Annotated in this window: 19 protein-coding genes; 8 read left to right on the top strand and 11 right to left on the bottom strand. The window is 50.1% G+C overall.

Annotated elements, in window-relative coordinates:
* Positions 1–97: 97 nt before the first annotated feature.
* Entirely contained in the window at positions 98–409 is a 312-nt protein-coding gene (locus V3O24_RS11245) for a hypothetical protein (RefSeq protein ID WP_331307304.1), read from the top strand.
* Positions 410–440: 31 nt separating this feature from the next.
* On the opposite strand, the gene V3O24_RS11240 is transcribed toward V3O24_RS11245, so the two are convergent.
* From V3O24_RS11240 to gshA, 3 genes are all read right to left on the bottom strand, one after another.
* Positions 441–869 (bottom strand): hemerythrin domain-containing protein, encoded by a 429-nt coding sequence (locus V3O24_RS11240; RefSeq protein WP_104424247.1) that lies wholly within the window; start codon positions 867–869, stop codon positions 441–443.
* A 91-nt stretch (positions 870–960) separates the two neighbouring features.
* Positions 961–1,683 carry a phosphoadenylyl-sulfate reductase gene (locus tag V3O24_RS11235; protein ID WP_331307343.1) on the bottom strand — a complete coding sequence of 241 codons (723 nt, stop codon included), beginning with the start codon at positions 1,681–1,683 and terminating at the stop codon, positions 961–963.
* 10 nt (positions 1,684–1,693) lie between these two features.
* Entirely contained in the window at positions 1,694–3,280 is a 1,587-nt protein-coding gene (gshA, locus tag V3O24_RS11230; protein WP_331307303.1) for a glutamate--cysteine ligase, read from the bottom strand.
* Positions 3,281–3,561: 281 nt separating this feature from the next.
* On the opposite strand from gshA, the gene pap reads away from it, so the two are divergent.
* A complete protein-coding gene (pap, locus tag V3O24_RS11225; protein WP_331307302.1) occupies positions 3,562–5,049 on the top strand; it encodes a polyphosphate:AMP phosphotransferase in 1,488 nt (495 codons plus the stop codon).
* A gap of 33 nt (positions 5,050–5,082) precedes the next feature.
* On the opposite strand, the gene V3O24_RS11220 is transcribed toward pap, so the two are convergent.
* The 4 genes from V3O24_RS11220 to V3O24_RS11205 are packed head-to-tail and all read right to left on the bottom strand — an operon-like array spanning position 5,083 to position 7,190.
* Complete coding sequence (locus tag V3O24_RS11220; protein WP_331307301.1) at positions 5,083–5,964, bottom strand: DNA/RNA non-specific endonuclease; 882 nt, start codon at positions 5,962–5,964, stop codon at positions 5,083–5,085.
* A gap of 12 nt (positions 5,965–5,976) precedes the next feature.
* Complete coding sequence (locus tag V3O24_RS11215) at positions 5,977–6,429, bottom strand: DUF1249 domain-containing protein (protein WP_104424242.1); 453 nt, start codon at positions 6,427–6,429, stop codon at positions 5,977–5,979.
* A gap of 8 nt (positions 6,430–6,437) precedes the next feature.
* The gene (locus V3O24_RS11210) at positions 6,438–6,842 is read right to left on the bottom strand and encodes a 6-carboxytetrahydropterin synthase (protein WP_104424241.1); all 405 of its coding nucleotides are present in this window, start codon (positions 6,840–6,842) and stop codon (positions 6,438–6,440) included.
* Positions 6,843–6,890: 48 nt separating this feature from the next.
* A complete protein-coding gene (locus tag V3O24_RS11205) occupies positions 6,891–7,190 on the bottom strand; it encodes a PilZ domain-containing protein (RefSeq protein WP_104424240.1) in 300 nt (99 codons plus the stop codon).
* Positions 7,191–7,397: 207 nt separating this feature from the next.
* Here V3O24_RS11205 and V3O24_RS11200 point away from each other — a divergent pair, with 207 nt between their 5' ends.
* Positions 7,398–8,411: a tryptophan--tRNA ligase gene (locus V3O24_RS11200; RefSeq protein ID WP_104424239.1), complete on the top strand. Its 1,014-nt coding sequence runs from the start codon at positions 7,398–7,400 to the stop codon at positions 8,409–8,411.
* Positions 8,412–8,569: 158 nt separating this feature from the next.
* On the opposite strand, the gene V3O24_RS11195 is transcribed toward V3O24_RS11200, so the two are convergent.
* Positions 8,570–9,067, bottom strand: coding sequence for a hypothetical protein (locus V3O24_RS11195; protein WP_104424263.1), 498 nt, complete (start codon positions 9,065–9,067; stop codon positions 8,570–8,572).
* 68 nt (positions 9,068–9,135) lie between these two features.
* Positions 9,136–10,530 carry a hypothetical protein gene (locus tag V3O24_RS11190; RefSeq protein WP_104424238.1) on the bottom strand — a complete coding sequence of 465 codons (1,395 nt, stop codon included), beginning with the start codon at positions 10,528–10,530 and terminating at the stop codon, positions 9,136–9,138.
* 270 nt (positions 10,531–10,800) lie between these two features.
* On the opposite strand from V3O24_RS11190, the gene V3O24_RS11185 reads away from it, so the two are divergent.
* Entirely contained in the window at positions 10,801–11,145 is a 345-nt protein-coding gene (locus V3O24_RS11185) for a hypothetical protein (RefSeq protein ID WP_258076653.1), read from the top strand.
* A 116-nt stretch (positions 11,146–11,261) separates the two neighbouring features.
* On the opposite strand, the gene nadB is transcribed toward V3O24_RS11185, so the two are convergent.
* Positions 11,262–12,857: an L-aspartate oxidase gene (gene nadB, locus V3O24_RS11180; protein ID WP_104424236.1), complete on the bottom strand. Its 1,596-nt coding sequence runs from the start codon at positions 12,855–12,857 to the stop codon at positions 11,262–11,264.
* 173 nt (positions 12,858–13,030) lie between these two features.
* Here nadB and V3O24_RS11175 point away from each other — a divergent pair, with 173 nt between their 5' ends.
* From V3O24_RS11175 to lon, 3 genes are all read left to right on the top strand, one after another.
* A complete protein-coding gene (locus V3O24_RS11175; protein ID WP_104424235.1) occupies positions 13,031–14,434 on the top strand; it encodes a DegQ family serine endoprotease in 1,404 nt (467 codons plus the stop codon).
* Positions 14,435–14,892: 458 nt separating this feature from the next.
* Complete coding sequence (locus tag V3O24_RS11170) at positions 14,893–15,195, top strand: Hsp20/alpha crystallin family protein (RefSeq protein ID WP_331307300.1); 303 nt, start codon at positions 14,893–14,895, stop codon at positions 15,193–15,195.
* Positions 15,196–15,204: 9 nt separating this feature from the next.
* A complete protein-coding gene (lon, locus tag V3O24_RS11165) occupies positions 15,205–17,610 on the top strand; it encodes an endopeptidase La (RefSeq protein WP_331307299.1) in 2,406 nt (801 codons plus the stop codon).
* A 117-nt stretch (positions 17,611–17,727) separates the two neighbouring features.
* On the opposite strand, the gene V3O24_RS11160 is transcribed toward lon, so the two are convergent.
* A complete protein-coding gene (locus V3O24_RS11160) occupies positions 17,728–18,522 on the bottom strand; it encodes a polysaccharide deacetylase family protein (RefSeq protein WP_331307298.1) in 795 nt (264 codons plus the stop codon).
* Positions 18,523–19,647: 1,125 nt separating this feature from the next.
* Between V3O24_RS11160 and V3O24_RS11155 the strand changes: the two genes are divergently transcribed.
* On the top strand, positions 19,648–22,983 hold the full coding sequence (locus V3O24_RS11155) for a hypothetical protein (protein WP_331307297.1): 3,336 nt from the start codon (positions 19,648–19,650) through the stop codon (positions 22,981–22,983).
* The last annotated feature ends 5 nt before the right edge of the window (positions 22,984–22,988 follow it).

Here is a 22,988-nt window from a genome sequence, read left to right as displayed (position 1 = left end):
TAAGCTTTATGGGCAAATATTTAGTTCAACGTGCTTTTAACTTTTCAGCTGATACGCTTTAGCACAGTAAAAGAACAAATCAGCGGAGGTCATGAACATGAATATGTTTTATTTTCGACACCCATCGCGCAGGTCATTGATCACCCGGCGCATAACTGACAGACGCGAGATCCCCTACCCATTCGGCTCACAGGAGTGGTTGGAAAACGTAAAAAAACATTATCTGGTCTGGCCGCAATCCAATCGCCGGAAGGCGGGTACATCCACTAATGACAGGCGCGCCGCTGAACGGCGGCGGCAACCGTTTTCCGAGCAACGCCATTCTGAAGAAAAATGTTCCATGCCGTTGCTTACGCCGGAAGAAAGAAAGCTGATTGAAGATTTATATCTGAATGACAATGGGAGCTAGATGATTTGTACGGAATGAAATTGATTGCAGGTTATGCCGCATTATCCATAAACCCTTTCATTTTCATGTCCGATTTTACAATGTGATCGACAAACCAGTTCCGCATTAGACCATTGACTTTTACGCTGGTTTCTTTAGCCTCTTCCGTCGTAGTGTCCGCATTTTCGACAAAACGATAGATGATGTTTTTAATGACATCCAATTCCGCCATCAAACGCTGATGCCCGTCTTTATTTTCCTCATAAAAAGGGAACATAAACCTGCGTTGCAGCTTTTCTTCATTAACAAAATGATCTTTAGCAGACTCATGCAACTGATCGATGAAAAACTTCAATGAGTCTTTTTCATCGGGATGACGTAGCGCCGCTTCCAGCGCATTAATCAGCGATATGATTAATTTGTGCTCTATATCAATATAGATATTTCCTACACTTAAGCGGGAATCCCATCTTATTGGCATAATTACCTCTAAATGTGTTGGTCGTTGGATACTAATAAAGCAGCAACACGATTTGTAACGGGCAACATTGACGCCCTATCCCTGCCTGCATTTACTCTTTCAAGTTCCCCGCATGCAATCCGCATTCTTTTTTCGCTCCCGACTCCCACCACCAGCGCCCGGCTCTTTCATGCTGGTTGGGCAGCACGGCACGGGTGCAAGGCTCGCAGCCTATACTGATAAAGCCTTTTTCGTGCAATTCGTTATAAGGCACCTGATAGGCTTCAATATGATCCCAGACTTGCGCCGAACTCCAGTTCAGCAAAGGATTGAATTTAACCAGTTGATGCCCGGCAGTGGAAAATGCGGCGTCTATCTCCGCTTCAGGAACCGCTTGCCGGGTATCCAGGCTTTGGTCTTTGCGTTGGCCGGTAATCCAGGCGTCTAAATGAGCCAGCTTGCGTTTTAACGGTTCAACCTTGCGGATGCCGCAACATTCCTGGTGTCCATCCTGATAAAAACTGAACAGGCCTTTGTTTTTGACGAAGCGATCCAGCACTTCCCTGTCCGGCGTCAATAATTCAATATCGACCCCGTAATGTTTTCTGACTTTTTCGATAAATCGGTAGGTTTCAGGATGCAAACGTCCGGTATCCAAAGAGAATACCTGTATATCTTTTCTGATCGCCAAAGCCATATCGATCAGCACCACGTCTTCCGCGCCGCTGAAAGAGATCGCGATATTATCGAACAGCTCCAGCGCTTTCTTCAGTATCACGCGCGGATTTTTACGATCCAGCTCGGTTTGTAGTTGCTCTATATCGAATGTAGTCATCATAGTTAAATCACGCTTGCAAAAAATACTGATTCAAAAAATCGTCAAAAGGAATCTGCTTTTTGTTCTCGATTTCCTGCTGTTTGATATGAGACAGCTCCGCCATTTCATTAAACTGTCGTGTCTTGCCGCTGTCCAGTTTGTTGTTCTTGAAATACCGCCCGTGCTCGGCAGAAGTATTTAATGCGAAACGGGCGAACGGCTGACGTAGCTGTTTCATCTGCTCCAGCATTCGTGCCGATGGTGTTAAATCAGGATTCCGAACCAACAGTTGTTGTTTTTCCAACGTTGCGCTGTAGGGCTTTTCCGTATTACCCTGGTCAAGAATCGCACACACCGATTGCATGGATTCGAGAATCTCAGTCGCCCAATCCCGTAAAAGAATACCCTGCCCGTTTTTATTAAGTTCCAGCCCCGGTTTTCTGCCCGAATTGGCGACAGCCAACTGGTTAGCGTTGTTAATCTGCTGTTCCTGATCCGACGTTTTCGGGCTGTCTTGCAACAGACAGGTCAGCAGCAGCGCCTCAATAAAACGGGCTTTATCTTCATCAATGCCGATAGGATTAAACAAATCCAGATCCAAAGAGCGCATTTCTATGTAGCGAACCCCGCGGCGTTTAAGCGCCAAGGTCGGTTTTTCGCCGGATTCGGCAATCTGTTTTGGCCGAATAGTGCTGTAAAACTCGTTTTCAATCTGAAGAATGTTGCTGTTCAGCTGACGGTATTCGCCGTCAACCAGAGTGCCGATTTTTTCGTACTCGGCATAAGGCGTCGAAATAGCCGCACTCAAGCTGCTGACGTAGCCGTCTATCGAGTTGTAATCGATTTTCAGGTTAGCCTGGTTTTTACTCTTGTAGCCGATGTCGCTCATGCGTAACGACGTCGCATAAGGATGATAAAGCGTGCCGTTGTCTAATTCGTCAAATTGCGCCATCAAGGCCGGGCGGCTGTTGAAAAAATTTTTGCAAATGGCCGGCGATGCGCCGAATAAATACAGAATTAACCAGCCCATGCGCTGGAAATTGCGAATTAAACCGAAATAAGCATCGGCTTTGAACTGCTCCAGCGTCAGCCCGCCGTTTTCCTCTTTGTGCAACACAGGCCACAGAGCTTCCGGCACCGAATAATTAAAATGGATGCCGGCAATGGACTGCATGGTCCTGCCGTAACGGTGCCATAAGCCGTGCCGGTAAACATGCTTCATCCGGCCGATGTTGGACGATCCGTATTCGGCGATGCGGATGCTTTCATCGCCGTCAATGCCGCAAGGCATGCTTGCGCTCAGCAGGATTTCGTTATCCAGATGCTGATAAACAAACTGGTGTATGGTGTGCAGATACTCCAGCGAATCCTTGACATCGGCAAACGGCGGGGTAATCAATTCGATCAGGGCTTCGGAGTAATCCGTAGTGATGTACGGATGGGTCAACGCCGCGCCTAAGGCTTTGGGATGCGGTGTTTGGGCAATGAATCCGTCTTTGGATAATCGCAGGCTTTCTTTCTCAATTCCTTTAAGTCCGCCGCAAAGCAGTTGCTGATGGCCGTTTGCGTTCAGTCGATCCAAACGTGTTGAAAGCGCGTTATTCAAATTAGTCATAGAATGGGTACATGCCCTGTGGTCCTTGTATAATCGAGTCATTATAAAGGGTTTAACCGATTGAAGAAATATTATCGCGGATATGAACCTGTTATGGCGGGGCTGATTGGCTATTGACCGCCGCAACAAAAAACAACAGCTTATACCTGGAACACCCGGCACAAGGCAGTCCATTTTTATTGCCTGCTTTTGAAAAAACGGCGCCAATCCGCGCCATCCGTGTTCTATCATTCATTAAGTAGTTACGGCATTTTTAGACAACATACCAGGAAAATCACATCATGTTTGAATCGGCAGAGCTCGGGCACAAGATAGACAAAGCCACTTACGACCTGGAAGTCCCCAAGCTGCGCGAGGCGCTGCTGGAAGCACAGCTGGATCTGGAAAAATCGTCCAAATTCCCGGTTATTATCCTGATTGGCGGCCTGGATGGCGCTGGACGCGGCGAAACCGTCAATTTGCTCAACGAATGGATGGACCCGCGGTTTATCCAGACTCACGGTATGGGCGAGCCGTCGGATGAGGAACTTGACCGCCCGATGATGTGGCGATTCTGGCGCGAGCTGCCTCCCAAAGGCAGGATAGGCGTATTTCTCGGCTCCTGGTACACCTGGCCTATCCTGAATCGCGTGACCGGCCTGACCAAGGCGGCAGAGCTTGACCAGAGCATGGAACGCGCCAAGCGGCTGGAAAAGATGCTGACCGACGAGGGCGCGTTGATCCTCAAATTCTGGATGCACTTATCCAAAGACAAACAGGAAAAACGCCTGAAGCTGCTTGAGAAAAATCCGCAAACCCGCTGGCGGGTGACCGAGCGCGATTGGAAACACTTCAAGCTGTACGATAAGTTCCGTGTCGTGCATGAAAGCGTGATACGGCACACCAGCACGGCTGAAGCGCCGTGGACTATCGTCGAAGGCTACGATCCGCACTATCGCAATTTGACCGTGGGCAAGGTGATTCTGGATGCGATACGCAAACGCCTGGATGATGCCGACATCAAAGTCACCGAGGTTCATGCGCCGCCACCGCTGCCTTCGATAGACCAACTCGATATTCTGAAGGTGCTGGATTTGACCCAGAAGATTGACAAGAAAGAGTTTAAGGCTGAACTGGAAAAATATCAGGGCAAGCTCGCTTTGCTGACCCGAGAAGACCAGTTTAAGGACATCACCGTCATCGTGATGTTCGAAGGCAATGACGCCGCCGGCAAGGGCGGCGCAATCCGCCGCATCACCGGGGCTCTGGATGCCCGTTACTACAACATTGTTCCGGTCGCCGCGCCGACCGAGGAAGAACGCGCCCAACCTTATTTATGGCGCTTTTGGCGGCACATCCCTAGGCGCGGGCGGGTGACGATTTTCGATCGTTCCTGGTATGGCCGCGTCTTGGTCGAACGGGTCGAAGGTTTCTGCTCGAAAGTGGACTGGATGCGCGCTTACAGCGAGATCAACGACTTTGAAGCGCAGTTGGTGCGCCACAATATTGTGGTGGCCAAATTCTGGCTGGCGATCAGCAAGGAAGAGCAGCTCAGACGTTTCAACGAACGCGAAAAGATCAGCTTTAAACGCTTCAAGATTACCGAAGAAGACTGGCGCAACCGCGATAAATGGGCTGAATATGAGCAGGCGGTATGCGATATGGTCGATCGCACCAGCACCGAAATTGCGCCGTGGACGCTGGTCGAAGCCAACGACAAGAACTTTGCGCGGATCAAGATTTTGAAAACCTTGTGTAGGCAAATTGAAGCGGCAATGAACAAAAAATAGTTGGCATGAGACCCCGCCCCAATATCGTTCCCGCTATTTGCCAAGCGCTTGCAAATTCCAGGGCAACGGATCGATGGCGGCTTCCAAAGCCGCTTCGGTACGGTCATCCAATTGGGCAAAAAAATCCAGGCCGGTCTGCGCTTCCAGGTTATCGATACTGGTCACAAATTGCGCCAACGGCTCTTTGCCGTTGACGGTTTGCGGCACTAAAAAGCCTAACACGACAAGCGGTTTACCGGGAGCGGCTTCGGTAATGTAAATCTTATAAAAGGCATCCGGTATTTCCACCATCCAATCAGAACTCAGACGTTCGACCGTGCCGCTAAAAACCGGCCCGGTGACAACCCACACCTTGCCGAACAGCTTGGCGAAATGCTTGATTTCCGCCTCCTCCAGACGCTGCCAGACTTGCTGGTTAAGCTTGGGTTTTTGCGGAGTGATGTTGGTCATCAAAAAACTGTCCGCCTGCCCTGCTCCGCCGTAAAGATGGCTGATCGCATAATTCGGCGCCATGTGCCCGCGGTCGTAACCGCTTTTTTGATAACTGTCGTGACTGACGCGATTGATGCTGCGCCAATCGGTTTCAAAGCGACTAGGCCGCTTCAGGGACGGCGTATTTTCCGCGTCGGCTGTCAGCGCGTACTCCACCCACAACGGGTTACCGCGCAAATCGGAATAACCCAGGATAAAGCCGTGATTGCGCAATATGCGAAACCAGGTGTCGCTGTTTTTGCCGTCGAGGGCTTGTGGCGCGCCTTGATAAAGCAAGGCCGGACGGGCGATTTTGACTTCATAAGCATAGCCGCCTAAACCCAGCCCAAGAACAATCAGCAACAATACGGGATGCCTGAAGCACAGGCGAAATAATCCCAGCAATAACGTAAACAGGCTGAGCGGCGACGGTTTTCTGCGCATTAGCGGAACGGCTTAAGCCAACGCTTCAGTGGCCTCATCGGCGCTAAACAAATAGTCTTTTTTTAGGCAGTGATCCAGCCATTTTTGCAGGAAATAATTCAACCGCCATTTGTAATTCATGATTTCAAGGCTCAATCCGGGGTCTTTAAAAACCTGCGTCACACCGGCGCGGACATGATCGCTTAACACTTCGGCCAACTGCGCATCCAGATAAACCCTTATTTTTACCGCGGGAGCCAGATACGCTTCCTTATTTCTATTGAAACAATGGCTAAGCTCCACGGTCATCGTGTACGGCGTGCGCTCAATGATGTCAAGATGCAGCGTGGTGTGGTGGGGGGCAAGACCTATGGCGGTTTCTTTAAACGCCATTAAGTCAGGAATTAATTTTAATAACTTTTGATAGTTGGATTCGCAGACTTGTTCGAGGCAGAATGACTTGTTGACCGGATTTACAAAGCTCATGGCCGCTGTCAGTTTTCCCGGTAGCAAGCGTGGGCGCTGGCGGTTTCCCACAGCACCACCTGGGCGACGTTAAAACCGGATTGTTTCAGATGCCGATAAATCATTTTGCTCAGGACTTCTGCGGTCGGATGTTCGTCAAGAGCCAGGAAGCGCTCCTTGTTTGCGATCAACATTGGGATGATCGGATCATCCTTATGCAGCAGGAAGTTGTGATCAAGCGTCTGATCTATAAACGCTTCAACGCTGTCTCTAATATCGGAAAAATCGCAGACCATGCCTTGGTCGTTGAGCTGTTCCTGTTCTATCGAAATCGAGGCCTTAACGCTATGCCCGTGTAAATTGCGGCATTTGCCGGGGTGATTCATTAGCCGGTGTCCGTAACAAAAATACACCTCTTTGGTAATCGTATACATAATAAAAAATAAAGCAGTCCGGTGGTTTAAAAGCGGGAACTGGGAGCTTTACTCCCCTTTTATGCTCTTTATGGTGGCGGCAATCTCGTAGCTGCCGTTGCCTTGTTGCGTGCTTCTGATAACCTCGATAAAAGCCGTCATTGAGGGCGTGACTGTGTTTTTTGGAATGACGTTTATTTCCATCGCCTTGCCGGGATCAAAAGAACGGTCGGCAATGAACGAAACGCCGGCCCCGCTGATTGATGAACAGCGGCCGTGGTGCAATTCATCCGAATCTGCAAGTTTGAAGGTCACGTCGCAGTCTATTTCCATTCGAATATAATTGCGTTTTTCATCATATTCCAGCATGTTATCTCTCCGCTCTTGTTACAGTTGTCGCGCCCACTGGTTAAGCTGCATGGTATTGGCTGCGAAGTTTACTATAAAAAGCACAATAACGGGGCAGGATTTGCAACAGCGCCGCCAATTGAGCTATTCCGCTGGATATTAGCCTGACAATGTAATATCGTGCCGATTTTAACATCGTAAATAAACAGGACTGCTGAGTATTATCTAATGAGTAAAGCAATCGTTTTAACCGGAATCACAACCACGGGCACACCGCATTTGGGTAATTATGTCGGCGCAATCAGGCCGGCCATTGCGGCTAGCAAGGATGCGAATGTTACGCCCTTTTATTTTTTGGCCGATTACCATGCCCTGATTAAATGTCATGAACCGGATAGAGTCCGGCAATCCAGCCTTGAAATCGCCGCAACCTGGTTGGCTTTAGGACTGGACACGTCGAATGCGGTTTTCTATCGGCAGTCGGATGTGCCGGAAATATTGGAACTCTCGTGGATGTTGACCTGTGTCGCGGCAAAAGGCCTGATGAACAGAGCGCATGCCTATAAAGCTGCCGTCGCCGAAAACGAGCAGGGCGGCGAAAACGATCCCGATAAGGGCATCACCATGGGTTTGTTCAGTTACCCGATTTTGATGGCCGCCGATATGCTGATGTTTAATGCCAATAAAGTGCCGGTAGGCAAAGATCAGATTCAGCATATTGAAATGGCCAGGGATATTGCCGGACGTTTTAATCATATTTACGGCGAGCATTTTGTGCTGCCGGAAGCGGTCGTTGAAGAGCATGCGTCAACGTTGCTCGGCCTGGACGGTCGCAAGATGAGCAAGAGTTACAACAACACCATCCCGTTATTCGAATCTGAAAAGAAGCTAAAAAAACTCATTAACAAGATCAAGACCAATTCGCTGGAACCAGGCGAGCCCAAAGATCCTGAAGGCTGCACCTTGTTCGGCATTTATCAGGCCTTTGCCAGTCAGGCGGAAGTGGCTGAAATACGGCAACGTTATGCAGACGGCATCGCCTGGGGCGAGATGAAGCAAGTGCTGTTTGAACATATTAACGAACATCTTATTCCGGCAAGGGAACGTTATGAGGCATTGATGCAGGCACCCGAACATATCGAAGAGCAATTGCAGGAAGGGGCAAAAAAAGCGCGCGCAGTCAGTGTGCCGTTTATGCAGGAATTGCGCAAAGCTGTCGGGATCTCGCGGATTTCTTTGTAAATCCGGTGGCATTCAATAACCGGTTCCAACAAACCTTGGCAAATGTCCGATAAGAATGAAGGGCTCGAAGTTTATGTTTTTTCTTCGCGTCCTTCGTGCTGATTAAAAATACACAATCCTTTTTGGCGAACCGGCGAAGAACATCTTGCCTTGTGCAATTACAGCACTTGTCCCAGCGCAAAAGCGCCAAAATAAGTGGCTATGAAATAGAACAAAGACAAGACCAGACTGGCCAAAATATTGACCGACAGGACTTGCTTGATGATGTACGCTACCAGCGCATATTCCCAAAATAACAGCAGCGCAAAAAAATAATAACTTAACGGTTCTTCGCTTACGGTCAGCCAGGTCAACACCGGCACGAGGAGCAAGGCGACTATGTTTGAACAAAACATGACCGATGTCGCCACTTGTACATAAGCGTACAAGGTTTTGTTAAGAAACAGCATGACGCCTATGAATATAAGTGACAATAGTGTCGCTATCCCTACCTCGACAAATGATTCTATCGGGTCGTCGGTCATGTTGGTTTGCATGAAATATTCGACAACAAAATAGAACAACAGATTTTGTTTGAAAAAATCAACCGATCTCGGGAGCATTAGCGGGTTGTTTTTTAACCAGCATAGCGGCAGGTATTGTTTTAAAACATCCATAGTGTCCTGGAATTTTTTATAAACCATTAATACCCTGGGGGCTCACATGTCCCAGGGTATTGTGGATACTATTTAAAATTCGACGAATCCGAATAGCCGGTTAAGGATTGTCCGTCATAAGTACTGAAATTATCATTCAATAACTGAACCAGCTCTTTGGTTTTATTGGATATTTGGGTCAAGCGGAGTTTTGTTTTTTTATTCCAGCCAACGGGCTCTGAAATCGGAAGCATAATGCGGCCGAAAGTCAGGTTTTTTTCAAAAATACCGGCTAAATTTTCCATTAAATGGAGTTCTTTTTGCCGATCGTTCAGTTGGCTGAGTATTAGTTTCGCCTGGAACTTGCTAAAAAGAACATGCAATGGCGTCATGATAACGATCAAGGTAACGATTATCGCAGGCCCGATGATAGGGTCTATCAAGAGCTCCAAAATGCCGGTCTGTATTTCCGCGAAAATGGCGAGAGTGGCAAGAAATCCGAGCACAATCAGACTGGAAAAGGTTGCCCGGTCTTTCCATTGGCCGATAGCTTTTTTGATTTCCGGCATCACCACGTCATTAATCTCTCGAACATTTTTTTCCAGCGAATTCAATACACGGTAAGTACGGTCATATCCCACATTGGCGATGCGTTGGTCTATGGCGGCAAAGTCGGCCGGATTTTGAGGCGTCAAGCCGCCTTCCTGGCTAGGCAATACCACAAACTGCCCGGTGTTTAACCCCAATCCGGCGAGCTTTCTTTGCCATGACGCTATGATTTCGCTGTTTGTAGTCGAGCTGAGCATCGTTGCAGGTCTATCTATCAGATAAACAAATTTATTCGAATCCTGATGCTGAATAATGCTTTCCACTAATTCATCAACCAGCGGCGAGGTTGAATCAAAAACATCGGTAAAAATCAAAACCAGATCAGAGTTCTCAATGGCGTGTTTTGTTAACAACGACGTAACGGGACTGGGCGTGGCGGCGCTGACATTGGGCGCGTCAATGAAAAGTTTGCTTTTTAGGCGGTCGCTGTTCAGCGTTTTCAATTCCAGATAAGAATTGATGCGGTCTCCTTCTCCCGCCTGCTGCTGCTCAATTCTACGGCTGATTTGATAGAACGGGAACCGGTGATCTACGTCCAACGCAGTGCCGGGCAAAGTGGCCGGGTTAGACTGATTATTATGCAGCAAAACAGTAAATTTATGATTGGATGTTTGGATGCCGGAAAACAGATTGTCCGCTCCCAAGTAGTTATTAACGAATCTGGACTTGGCCGTTGAATTGCCGCCAAACAAACTGATTATCGGCCACCATGAGTTTTTACTGGCGGTCGTTTCATCCATTTCGATGAGCCCCAGATCATATTCAATCTGATCGAGTTCCTGAAAAACTTTCGATGCTTTCAGCAATACCGGATTGTCAGAGGCGAAGTGTTTTTCAAGGTTAAGCAGGTATTTGCTAGCTGTCTTTTCAGTCATCAGAGACACCGTATTTATTGAATTTTATGGATAAGGGGTGACGAAGTATACACCTAAGAATGAGCGAACAATACAAAAAAACCGCGGCAAAATATAGGCATTTTATGGTTGTAAAATGAAAAAATGTTGGGTAAATAGTGTTCTTTTCATACTCAAACAAGATCGATTTATAGTATATTGATAATATAGTTTGAGTGTCGTAAGTGCGGTTTAAAAAATAAAATGATGAATGTGAAAGGTTTTATTCTTCAAAGCTTAACAGCCTGGGCTATGGCTGCATTAATATCGGGCTGTACGATCCCGTTTTTTAGCGGGTATGGCGCAAACAGCCAATCGCGTGAAGATTTTGAACATCACGTAGAAGAGGTGTTCCGGTTGCAAAACCAACTGACCAGTGAAGTGATGATGTTGCTGGAAAGCGATGAATCCCCAAAAAATGACGCCTTAATGCAGGCAGAGCAGCGCATGCAGCAGGTGTGCGCCGATCTTATCGAGTACGCTTCCCGCGATATTGACGGCTTAAGCAGCGATATTTTTTTGAGCCAGCGCGTCGAGGCGTCGGCTATAGACTGTGAACGAGCGGCTTTAGAGCTCAAGCCCCTGTTGAAGCATTAACATGCTCGGCCTCGGCATTAAAAAGAGGCTTCGTAAAAACAAATGCGTCATTGCTTTTGGACACTAAAAATCAAGGAGAACGTATAATGATCGGCATAAGATACGCCGAGTTATCTTTAATGTTTCAAAACAGTATTTTGCGCAGGCTTGCTGTTATCGGTTTCAGGATAATCCAGCGTGTAATGTAAACCACGGCTTTCTTTGCGCTGCTGTGCGCAACGGATGATTAATTCGGCGACGATGACCAAGTTGCGCAATTCCAGCAAATCACTGGTAACACGGAAATTACTGTAATATTCGGCGATTTCCTTTTTAAGCAACTCCACCCTGCTCATTGCCCGGCTTAAGCGTTTATCTGTTCTGACGATGCCGACATAGTCCCACATAAAGCGGCGCAATTCCTCCCAGTTATGGGAAACAACCACCTCTTCATCGGAATCACTGACTTTCGATTCGTCCCAATCAGGAAGTTCCGGTGGCGGCGTAATGCCGGGTAGTTTCTGCAAAATATCCTCATTGGCCCGTTCCGCAAACACCAGGCATTCCAGCAACGAGTTGCTGGCCATCCGATTTGCGCCGTGCAAGCCGGTGCAGGCGACCTCGCCTATCGCATAGAGATTGGCAATATCGGTACGCGCATAGCTGTCGGTCAACACGCCGCCGCAGGTGTAATGCGCGGCCGGAACGACCGGAATCGGCTGTTTGGTGATATCGATGTCAAAGTCAAGACACTGCTGGTAAATCGTCGGAAAATGTTCGCGTATGAACGCTTCCGGTTTGTGGCTAATATCGAGATAAACACAGTCTATGCCGCGTTTTTTCATCTCATGGTCGATGGCCCGGGCGACAATATCGCGAGGCGCCAACTCCCCTCTCGGATCAAAATTCTGCATAAACGGAGAGCCGTCCGGCAGGATCAATTTACCGCCCTCGCCTCTTACCGCTTCGCTGATCAGAAAAGAATGTGCATGCGGATGATAAAGACAAGTGGGGTGGAATTGCATGAATTCCATGTTGCTGACCCGGCAGCCTGCGCGCCAGGCCAAGGCGATGCCATCGCCGGTTGAACTTTGCGGATTGGTGCTGTAAAGGTATGCCTTGCTTGCGCCGCCGGTTGCCAAAACCACGACGCGAGCCGCCATCGTCTTGACTCGCTGGCTTTTTGAATCCAGAACATAAGCGCCCAAAATCCGTTTTACCGCATCCCCTTTACTGGTAATCAGCTCTACCACATTGTGATGCTCAAACAATTCGATATTGGCGTGTTCCTTGGCGCGCTCAATCAGCGACAACGACACTGCCTTACCCGTTGCATCGGCGGTATGCACAATGCGGCGGTGGGAATGCCCGCCTTCCCGGTTTAAATGCAGCTTGACTTCCCCTGACGCGGTTTGCTCCTCGGTAAACGCAACGCCTTGCTGCCTCAGCCAGTCTATCGAACTCTTGCCGTGCGTCACGGTCAGCCTGACAATCTCGGGATCGCAAAGCCCCGCGCCGGCATCCAGCGTATCTTCAATATGCGATTCAATCGAATCATCGGCGCCGAAAACAGCGGATATACCGCCTTGCGCATAATAGGTACTGGCCGTCGTCAAGGCGAATTTCGACAGCACGGCAATGCGCATTGAATGGTCAGCCAGCTTAAGCGCCAAGCTTAGACCCGCGCCGCCGCTGCCGATAATAAGAACATCGTAATTTTGGGAATTAGGCATTAGATAAAAGTAGCCGGCCGGTCAAATAAGAGAAAAGTTATTGTACTAACATGCTGAGTTGCAATTGGTGGATAATAAAGCTTTTTAACCCGATAGCACAATTTTATATCAATCGCCTTGATTGCTATTTTCAACATAAGTTATTTCATTAACGGTATTAAATGGAGGTTTTTATGCTCAAAAAAGTTAGGTGGTGTTTTTTCCTGATCGTGTTGTTTAATCGAAACGTGTTAGCTGACTTGCCGGATTTTACCGAGATGGTAAAAACCAACGGTGTCGCCGTGGTCAATATCAGCACCACGCAAAAAGCACCGCCTGAGGCTGAAAACGCCCCGGAAGATATGCAACTGCCGGAGGGCATGCCCCCCGAAATGGAAGAGTTTTTCAAGCGCTTTTTAAATGAACAAGGCGGCGGCTATGTTCCGCGGGATACGACATCTTTAGGTTCCGGCTTTATTATTTCCCAGGACGGTTACGTGTTAACCAATCATCATGTGGTGAAAGATGCCGACGAAATCGTGGTTAAATTTTCCGACCGCCGGGAACTGCTGGCCAAACTGATCGGCTCCGATGCGCGCACCGATGTCGCCCTGCTCAAGGTCGAGGCCAAAGACTTACCCGTGGTGACCATCGGCGATGCGAACAAACTTCAGGTAGGCGCCTGGGTTTTGGCCATAGGCTCGCCTTTCGGCTTTGAACAGTCGGTAACAGCCGGCATCGTCAGCGCCAAAGGCCGCAGCCTGCCCGGCGGGAATTATGTGCCGTTCATCCAGACCGATGTCGCGATCAATCCAGGCAATTCAGGCGGCCCCTTATTTAATATGGAAGGCAAAGTCGTCGGCATCAATTCCCAGATTTACAGCCGCACCGGCGGTTTTATGGGACTTTCATTCGCCATACCGATGGATGTGGTGATGAATGTCGTCGATCAAATAAAAGCTACCGGTAAAGCATCACATGGCTGGCTGGGCGTTCAAATCCAGGATGTCACACGGGAACTGGCCGAAACATTCGGCATGAAAAAACCGATGGGCGCATTGGTTTCCAAAGTGGTGCCCGGCAGTCCGGCGGAAAAAGCCGATTTGCAGATTGGCGACATTATTACCGAATTTAATGGCCAGCAAATTGAAAACTCAAGTGACTTGCCGCCGATGGTCGGTATAACGCCGATCAATGACAAAGCCGCATTAAAAATCATCAGGCAAGGCGAGACTAAAACCATCGAATTTAAAGTGGGACTTTTGCCGGATGAGGTCGACAAACTGGCAGACGCCAAGGCGGCGCCAAAACTGCCTCACAATCGTCTGGGAATCAATGTCATCGACTTAAGCGACGAACAAAGAAAAACCTTGGAAGTTCCTAAAAACGGCGTATTAGTTCAGGATGTCGCCAAAGGCACGGCAAAAGATGCCGGGATTCAGAGAGGCGATGTCATTTTGCGTATCCAGAACGACGTGATCCGCGATGCGGCTGATTTTGAAAAAACCGTCAAAAAGCTTCCTGCCGGCAAATCAATCGCTGTTTTAGTGCAGCGTCAGGGCAGTCCGGTATTTTTAGCGCTTAAAGTGGAAAAGTAATCTGCTGCGATTTACGCTTAAGCTGCGGAAAATGATAGCGTTCTCATGCACAGCATTATTGCCATTAAGTTAAGACTTGATCCGTTCGCCCTGAGCCTTCGGCTACGCTCAGGAGAGCCTTGTCGAAGGGTGAGCGGAACAAGTCGTTAAGCCATTCATGGTTCAACAAGGCCTTTAGTCCTGAGCGTAACCGAAGGCTCACCACGAACGGCTTAACTTTGTACAGCATGGGAACTTTTTCTATCGCTTAATCGCTGCCGGGCTTAGCTCCGGCTCTTAGCTATTTGGGCGTGATATTGCCCGGATAACCCATTGCACGGCTTGCATAGCTAAACAGCAACAACCAGGAATAACACATTATGCCATTACGTGATCTTGAAACTTGGATGTGGGCGGAAGCTTGCGAAATATTGGATCGGGCTGATCGGCTACATCGGCAATTCTTTAGACCGGCTGTTATGAGCATCAAACGACCGACGTGGGAACCGCCGATCGACATCTACGAAACCAATTATGAATTCAAAATCATGATCGCGCTGCCGGGCGTAGCCCCGGAACATTTAAGCGTAATACTGGAAGACGATCATCTGATTGTTAACGGACAACGGCATCTGCCTGTCAGTGCAGAGTCGCATATTCGGCGCATGGAAATCCCCTATGGACGATTTGAGCGGCGCATTGAACTGCCGGCCAGACACTTTGAAATCGGCGCTCGCGAATTTGTTAACGGTTGTTTATTCATTTCACTGCGAAAAATATAAAGGCTTCTTATGCAAATCAAGGACCTGAAAAATTTACTTCTAGGATCAACGCCGGATACCGAAGACCCGTCTTCAGAGCTAAAACAACAGGATTCGCTGCCGGCCATTCCCGACGATGCGCTTATCATTGTGCCTATGCGCGGCACCGTGCTTTTCCCGCAAAACGTTTCGCCGTTGGTGATAGGCCGTAAACCCTCTATTGCTGCGGTGCAGCAGGCGGTACGTTCGGAAAAACCGATCGGGCTGATCATGCAGCTGCTGGACAAAAATGAAGAGCCCGACCCTGACAACCTCCACAAGGTCGGTACTATCGCGGAAATTTTACGTTACATAACCGCTCCCGACGGCGCGCATCATATTGTGTGTCAGGGTATACAACGCTTTCGCGTAAAGGAATTCCTGCCGGACTATCCGTTTCTTGTCGCCCGAATCGAACGTTACGAAGAGCCTGAACTAAGCTCTCAGGATGTCGAAGCGCGAGTCATAACGCTCAAACAAAAAGCATTGGAAATGCTGGCGCAAACTCGGCAAGCTCCCGACGAGCTGGTTAATGCAGTTCGCTCGATCGCCTCGCCGGCAATGCTGGCCGACCTGATTGCCAGCTACCTGATTTCAAAACCGGCCGAAAAACAAGAAATACTGGCCCTGTTTGATATACAGGAACGCATCGATAAGATCTTGGAACTGCTTAATTACCAAATCGAAGTGTTGAAGCTTTCAAACAAGATTAGCGAGCAAACCCAGGAAACCATGGGCCAGCAGCAACGCGAATTTGTTTTGCGGGAGCAGATGAAGGCGATCCAAAAAGAATTGGGCGAAGAAGACGGACACGCAGCCGAAATTGAAGAAATCAGCAAAGCGATCAGCGCCGCCAAGATGCCGGAAGATGTCGAAAAACAAGCGCGCAAGGAGCTCGGCCGCTTGCAGCACATGCCCGACGCCAGCGGCGAATATTCGATGATCCGCACCTACCTCGATTGGCTGACGGAACTGCCCTGGTCAGTCGCGAGTACCACGGCTATTGATATAACAAAAGCCAGGGAAACCCTTAACGAAGATCATTACGGCCTGGAAAAAATCAAGCAGCGAATACTGGAATTCCTGGCCGTGCGCAAGCTGAACCCGAACGGCAAGAGCCCGATTTTATGCTTTGTCGGGCCGCCCGGCGTCGGCAAGACTTCTCTGGGACGCAGCATAGCCCGGGCAACCGGGCGCGAATTCGTCCGCGCCAGTCTCGGCGGCCTGCATGACGAGGCCGAGGTCCGGGGCCACCGGCGCACTTATATCGGCGCATTGCCGGGCAATATTATCCAATCCATCCGCAAGGCAGGAACCAATAATCCGATATTCATGCTCGATGAAATGGACAAGATCGGTTCAGGCGGATTTCATGGCGATCCCTCTTCAGCCTTGCTGGAAGTATTGGACCCCGAGCAGAACTCAACCTTCCGCGATAATTATCTGGCGGTAGCGTTCGACCTGAGCCATGTCATGTTTATCGGAACCGCCAATGTACTGGACAATATCCCGGCGCCTTTGCGCGACCGGATGGAAGTCATCGAATTAACCGGCTATACCTCCGATGAAAAACTCCAGATTGCCAAACGCTATCTGGTACACCGGCAACTGGAAAGCAACGGCCTAAGCCCCGAGCAATGCACAATCAGCGATAGCGCCATACTCGCCATTATTCAGGACTATACCCGCGAAGCCGGTTGCAGAAACCTGGAACGGGAAATCGGTTCGGTATTTCGTCATGTCGCCATGCGCATTGCCGAAGGGATTTCCGTAAACGAGCAGATCGACGCCGAACAGCTTCACGGCATTCTGGGGCCGAAAAAATTCGACAGCGAGGTCGCGATGCGCACCAGCGCCCCCGGCGTTGCTACAGGCTTGGCCTGGACGCCGGTCGGCGGCGATATTCTTTTTATTGAGGCCGCACGCGTACCCGGCAACGGCAAGCTGATCCTGACCGGCCAGCTGGGCGATGTCATGAAGGAAAGCGCACAGGCCGCATTAAGCCTGGTGAAATCGCGCGCCCATGAGTTGGGTTTAGACCCGGAAAACTTCGAGAAGAACGACATCCATGTGCATGTGCCCGCTGGCGCCATCCCCAAAGACGGCCCCAGCGCCGGGGTTGCGATGTTTATCGCGCTATTTTCCGCATTTTCCGAGCGCACCGTGCATAGCGATGTCGCAATGACCGGAGAAATCAGCCTGCGCGGGCTGGTGTTGCCGGTCGGAGGCATTAAAGAGAAAGTCATTGCCGCCGCCAGGGCCGGGATAAAGACCGTCATGCTCCCGGCACGCAACCGAAGAGACTTTGAGGAAATACCTGAGGCGGTCAGAAACCGGCTCCAGTTTATCTGGCTGGAAAAGGTCGATGACGCGTTAAAAATTGCCGTGGAAGAATAAATGTCGTCTCACCGGCAGGGGAAATGCCGGCATCCGCCATACAGGGATGTAACACGGCGCACCGGAACAGCTCAGAGCTTATTCCGGCTTGCAAAAATCAAAGCCCGGCTACATCCGTCATTCATAGGCTTCGATCTTCAACAGGTGCTCCACGCTGACGATCTTGTAACCGTTTTCCCTTGCAAAATTAAGCGTTTGCCTTAACACCTGGACCGTTTTATCGGACGTATCATGAAACAGGATGATAGCTCCGGGTTCGATTTGTTTTTGCACCCGTTGGCTAATCGTATGTGCGTGATCGGCGGTCGTGTCCAAGGAACGGATGCTCCAGCCGATAATGCTGTAATTCAACTCATTCGACGCCCTGACAAGGCTGGGCGTAGTGACGCCGTAAGGCGGCCTAAACAGCTTCATGCGCTTGCCTATCACATTGAAAACGTCATCAGCCGCTTGGTTTAACTCATCCTTAAAGCCTTGCAGGTTTTTAAAATCCATAAAGAAAGAATGCGTGTAGCTGTGATTGCCGATGCTGTGACCCTCCGCATCGATCTGTTTCAGAATGTTTTCATTGCCCCGAATATTTTTCCCGATCACAAAAAAAGTCGCTCCGGCGTTGTACTGAGCCAATGCGGACAGCACTTGCGGCGTGTATTTCTGGTTCGGCCCGTCATCGAACGAAACGGCGATTTCTTTTTCGAACGCGTCTCCACGGCAATGAGCCTTGGCGTGAAAATTGGATTGAATGCTAGCCGAACCGTAAATAATCAAGGCCTTGTAGATCACACCCGGTAATGCCAGCCACCATAAGCTGAGCTCGAAAAGATGATGTAACAGGCCGATAACGCTGATAGCGATAATAAAGCCGTTTTTTGCTGTTTTGAAAGTCACGTTATTGATTTTTTGAGTCGACACGAGTTATCCGGCTGTTTGCCTCAATTGACTCTGTGTGCGTTGAGGAGGAAATGGAAAGTTGGCGCTGTAAAGTGTCGCACGCTATTTTACAGATTTAGATCATGTGGCGGAATTCAAATACATGCGTCTTCATCCCTCAGCGGCGGCCCCATTTTACCGGAACGGAACGCCCTCTTCTTTTCGACAAAATTGATCCCGGATTCTCGGCAATCATTGCGGTCATTTGCGGCGTTTTTTACAAAATTTACGATAAATTTAGCCTCGGAAACCGCTTATAAATTTGTTGTTTTTTCCGCAAAAAACAAACAAAGCCGTCAAAATTTATTGATTCGTTTAGCGTGATCAGAGGCAAATAATAAGTGCTGTTCTAGCGCGCAAAACTCATTGTTGCAGGTTTGCAACAGCTCACTATGAGAAGGCTAAACGCGCCGCCATCTTTCATTTAAGCCCCCATTAAATCGCTTGTTTCGGCGCTTTAACCGGGGGATTATTAGCGCTCGGATTAAATAAATATTGGGTAACTTAGCATGAAAATTATAACGGTAATGATCCTACTAGCCTCTTTCTTTGCAATAGCCGGCGCCGCTTTCTTCCGGTTATGTGTACTGCTGACAAACACATTATCGGCACAGCAAACGGTTACCCGCCACAGGTCATGGCTAAATTAGTTCAGCCCCGGTTCGGCGGCGCTTAAATTTGCCGCGCGCCGAATCCGCTCGAGCTTTCATATCCTTGTCCGACATGAAATGAACCATCACTTTAGCGATTAATCGCCTTGCAAAGCTTGCCGGGGAAACCGGTATTGAAAATCCGCCTCCCCGGTATTATGCCATGACCCGGCATCAAAAATTCACCCAGTAACACTCTCCCATTTCAGGCCTGATAAACATCAGGCTAAATCGGTTTTACCGTCTCATCCAACAATCTTGTTCAATCAGCCGATGGTACTTTACATACGGGACTTGAATGGATTCTGAACATACCAGTTCAAGTTTAACCCAGCCAACTGATGAATCGTCTGACATTTGAACCTAATGACTTGCATTTAAAAACCGGCTTAGAATAAACACCTAACTTTAATTGATATGTTGCCCGCCGACTCAATATCCACCCCGAAGGATGCCCATGAACAACACCCACCATGCCTTAGACGGCGATAAGCGCTTTGTCATCGAGCAATACAACGACCTCGCCCCATTCGCCAGTTTTTTGCCCGGCATCGCAGGCGCCCTAGGCCGCCCGGCTTGGGCTTTTTATGTCAACCGGGGACAGGCCGTGGCCAGTTTCGGCGTGCGCAACAAAGACGGGGCCTTTTTGGAGTTCTTTCCTGCCGACAAGGCTTACCAACTGACGCCGTCACGAGGCTTTCGGACTTTCCTGAAAATTGCCGACGGCGACCGAATTCTGACTCACGAGCCTTTCCAGCGCGGATCGGGGCCGGAGGTCAAGCAACACCTTTATGTCACGCCCCAGGAGGTCGGTGTCGAAGAGATCAATCCGCAATTGGGATTCAGTATCCGGGCCGATATGTTCACCTTGCCCGAGGCATCCGTGGCCGGTTTGCTGCGACGGGTCGAGATCGTCAATACCTCCGGGCAGGCCAGAAAGATAGAGATCGTCGACGGTTTGCCGCAAGTGCTTCCCTTTGGCATGAACCAATGGATTTTGAAATTCATGAGCCGGACCTCGGAAGCGTTCATGCGGGTCGAAGGCGTCGAGGAAAACCTGCCGTTTTATCGATTGAAAGTATGGCCTACCGACTCGCCGCAGGTTGAGCCGGTGATCGCCTGCAATTTCTTCGCCGGATTCTTGAACGGCGGACGCACTCGCGTGGTGGTGGATGCGGAAAGAATTTTCGGCTTGGCCGGGGATTTTTCCAGGCCGGAACGTTTTTTTGCCGATGACGGCCTGGACTTCGATCATCAGGTGGCGGGCAACCAAACGCCGTCGGCTTTCCAGGCCATGAGCCTAGAACTCCAGCCGGGACAAAGCCAGGTGTTTTACGGCTTTTATGGTCATGCTGAATCTCAACAAGTGTTTGAGCGATTCATAGCGGAGGCCGACCAACAAGATTACTTCGAGGCCAAACGGGAGGTGAACCGCCAATTGGTCGAGGACATCACGCACCGGATCTTTACCGCAACGGCCAAGCCTCTGTTCGACGCCCATGCCCGGCAATGCTATCTGGACAACGGTTTGCGCGGCGGCTTTCCCAGGGAAGTGCCGGGCGGCGCGCAACTGTATTTGTTCGGCCGCAAGCACGGCGACCTGGAAAGGGACTACAACGACTTCCTGTTGCAGGATACGCCCTTTTCCGAGGGCAACGGCGATTTCCGCGACGTGCTGCAAAACCGCCGGATGGATTTGTTCTTCGATCCTGCGCAGGATGCCAAAAACATCCGCTATTTCTTCAACCTGGTCCAGGCGGACGGCTACAATCCTTGTTCTTTGCGGAACTCGCGTTTTACTGTTGATTTAAGTAGTACAAAGCCCTCTCCAGAGGGAGAGGGTTTATTTAATCCCCCTCATCCCGGCCTAATCATGCCGGACTCTCCTGTCCACCACCCTACGGGCGAGTGCAAATCCGCTCCCGGCGGATTTGTCCCTCAGGGAGAAGGAGCACACATTCTTCAATCAACAGTATTACACCAAACCCTTGCCCCTCATTTCGCAAGGTTTGCAGGCCTCGAACAATTGCTGTCCCGAGAGTTTAAATACGCGGAATTATGGCAGTTGCTTCAAGGCGCGGAGAACCCGGAGCCCGTCATCAAGGAAATTCTGGCGCAAGCGCAGGAAGTCGAGGATGCCGAATTCGACCGTGGCTATTGGTCGGATCACTGGACTTATCTGGTGGATTTGCTGGTTAGCTACCAAGCGATTTTCCCGGACCGCTTGTCCGGCTTGTTTAAGGACAAGACCTACACCTTCTTCGATTCCACCCATTTTGTCGTCCCGCGCGCCCAAAAATACGTGGTGACGCCCAAAGGCGTCCGCCAATACGGCGCGGTACAGGGTAGCCCTGATAAGGAATCCCTGATCAACTCCCGCGCCCGTCGCCGCCGCCAAGTCCGCTCGCAACGCGGCCACGACGAGATCGTTTACACCACGCTGCCCGGAAAAATTCTGACCTTGGTCGCCAACAAGCTGGCCACGCTGGACCCGTTCGGCGTAGGCATAGAAATGGAGGCGGACCGCCCGGGCTGGTGCGATGCGTTGAACGGCCTGCCCGGCATTTTCGGGTCTTCGGTCAATGAAACCATTGAGCTCAAGCGTCTGGTGGACTTTACCTCAAAGGCCCTGGCCGATGTCGATGGAGTATTTTCCCTGCCGACCGAGCTGACGGACTTTATAGCGGGATTGGAAGCGCTGTTACATCGCCCCAACCTGACCCCCGAGCTATTCTGGCGGGAAAGCGGAGCCCAAAAGGAAGCCTACCGGGAAAAAGTGTTCATGGGCTTTGACGGCGCCGAACAAGCCCTCTCTGTTGCAGCGGTGCAAACCTTCCTGGCGACGGTTTCGGGCTATCTGGATGCGGCAATCGACAAAGCCCGGACGCCGGAAGGCATCGTCACCTATTACTCCTATGAAGCCGAGCAGTATCAGGAAATCGCGGACGGTAAGGCGGTTGTGACCCGCTTCAAGCAAAAACCGATACCGCTGTTTCTGGAAGGTTTCGTCCATGCCCTGCGCATCGCCGAACCAGCGGAAGTCCGGCGCTTATATGACGCCGCGCGTAACTCCGAACTGTTCGATAAAAAGTTGGGCATGTACCGCGTCAATGAGCCGCTCGGGGAAAATGCGCTGGACTTGGGACGGATCGGGGTTTTCAACTACGGCTGGTTGGAGAACGGCTCCATCTTCCTGCACATGCATTACAAGTTCGTGCTGGAAATGGTTCGGGCCGGGTTAATCGAGGAGTTTTACGATCAAATCGAACAGCTGCTGGTGGCTTTTCGCGATCCTGCGGAATACGGACGCAACCCGGTCGAAAACTCCAGCTTCTTGGTCAGCAGCGGTTTCGCTGTCGATCCTCGCCAACACGGAAGAGGCTGCGTAGCCCGTCTTTCGGGGGCCACGGTAGAATTTTTGCACCTCTGGACGCATCTTTTCCTGGGGTCGACTCCGTTTGTGTTCGAGGAAGGCAAGTTGCTGTTCAGACCCGCGCCGGTCTTGTCGAAGACATTTTTCTCGACGAACGAGCAATGTGTTAATCCGTTCGGTTTTGAAGAAACATTGCCTGCCGACAGTGTGGCCTGCGCTTTATTGGGGACAACCTTGCTGGTCTACATCAACCCCGAGCACCAAGACACCTTCGGAGACACCACCGTAAGGCCCTGCCGCTATCTGTTACATGGGCGGGACGGCATCATGCAGACCGTGGAAGGTCAACACCTTGAGGGGCAAATTGCAGAAGCGCTGCGTAACGGCCAATTCCGGCGGGTGGATGTGGTGCTTCGGTGATGAGC

It is taken from the genome of Methylobacter sp. Wu8 (assembly GCF_036440755.1).
GTDB lineage: Bacteria > Pseudomonadota > Gammaproteobacteria > Methylococcales > Methylomonadaceae > Methylobacter_A > Methylobacter_A tundripaludum_A.
The sequence above is the reverse complement of the archived record's forward strand: the minus strand, read 5'-3'. Positions and strand labels throughout refer to the sequence as shown.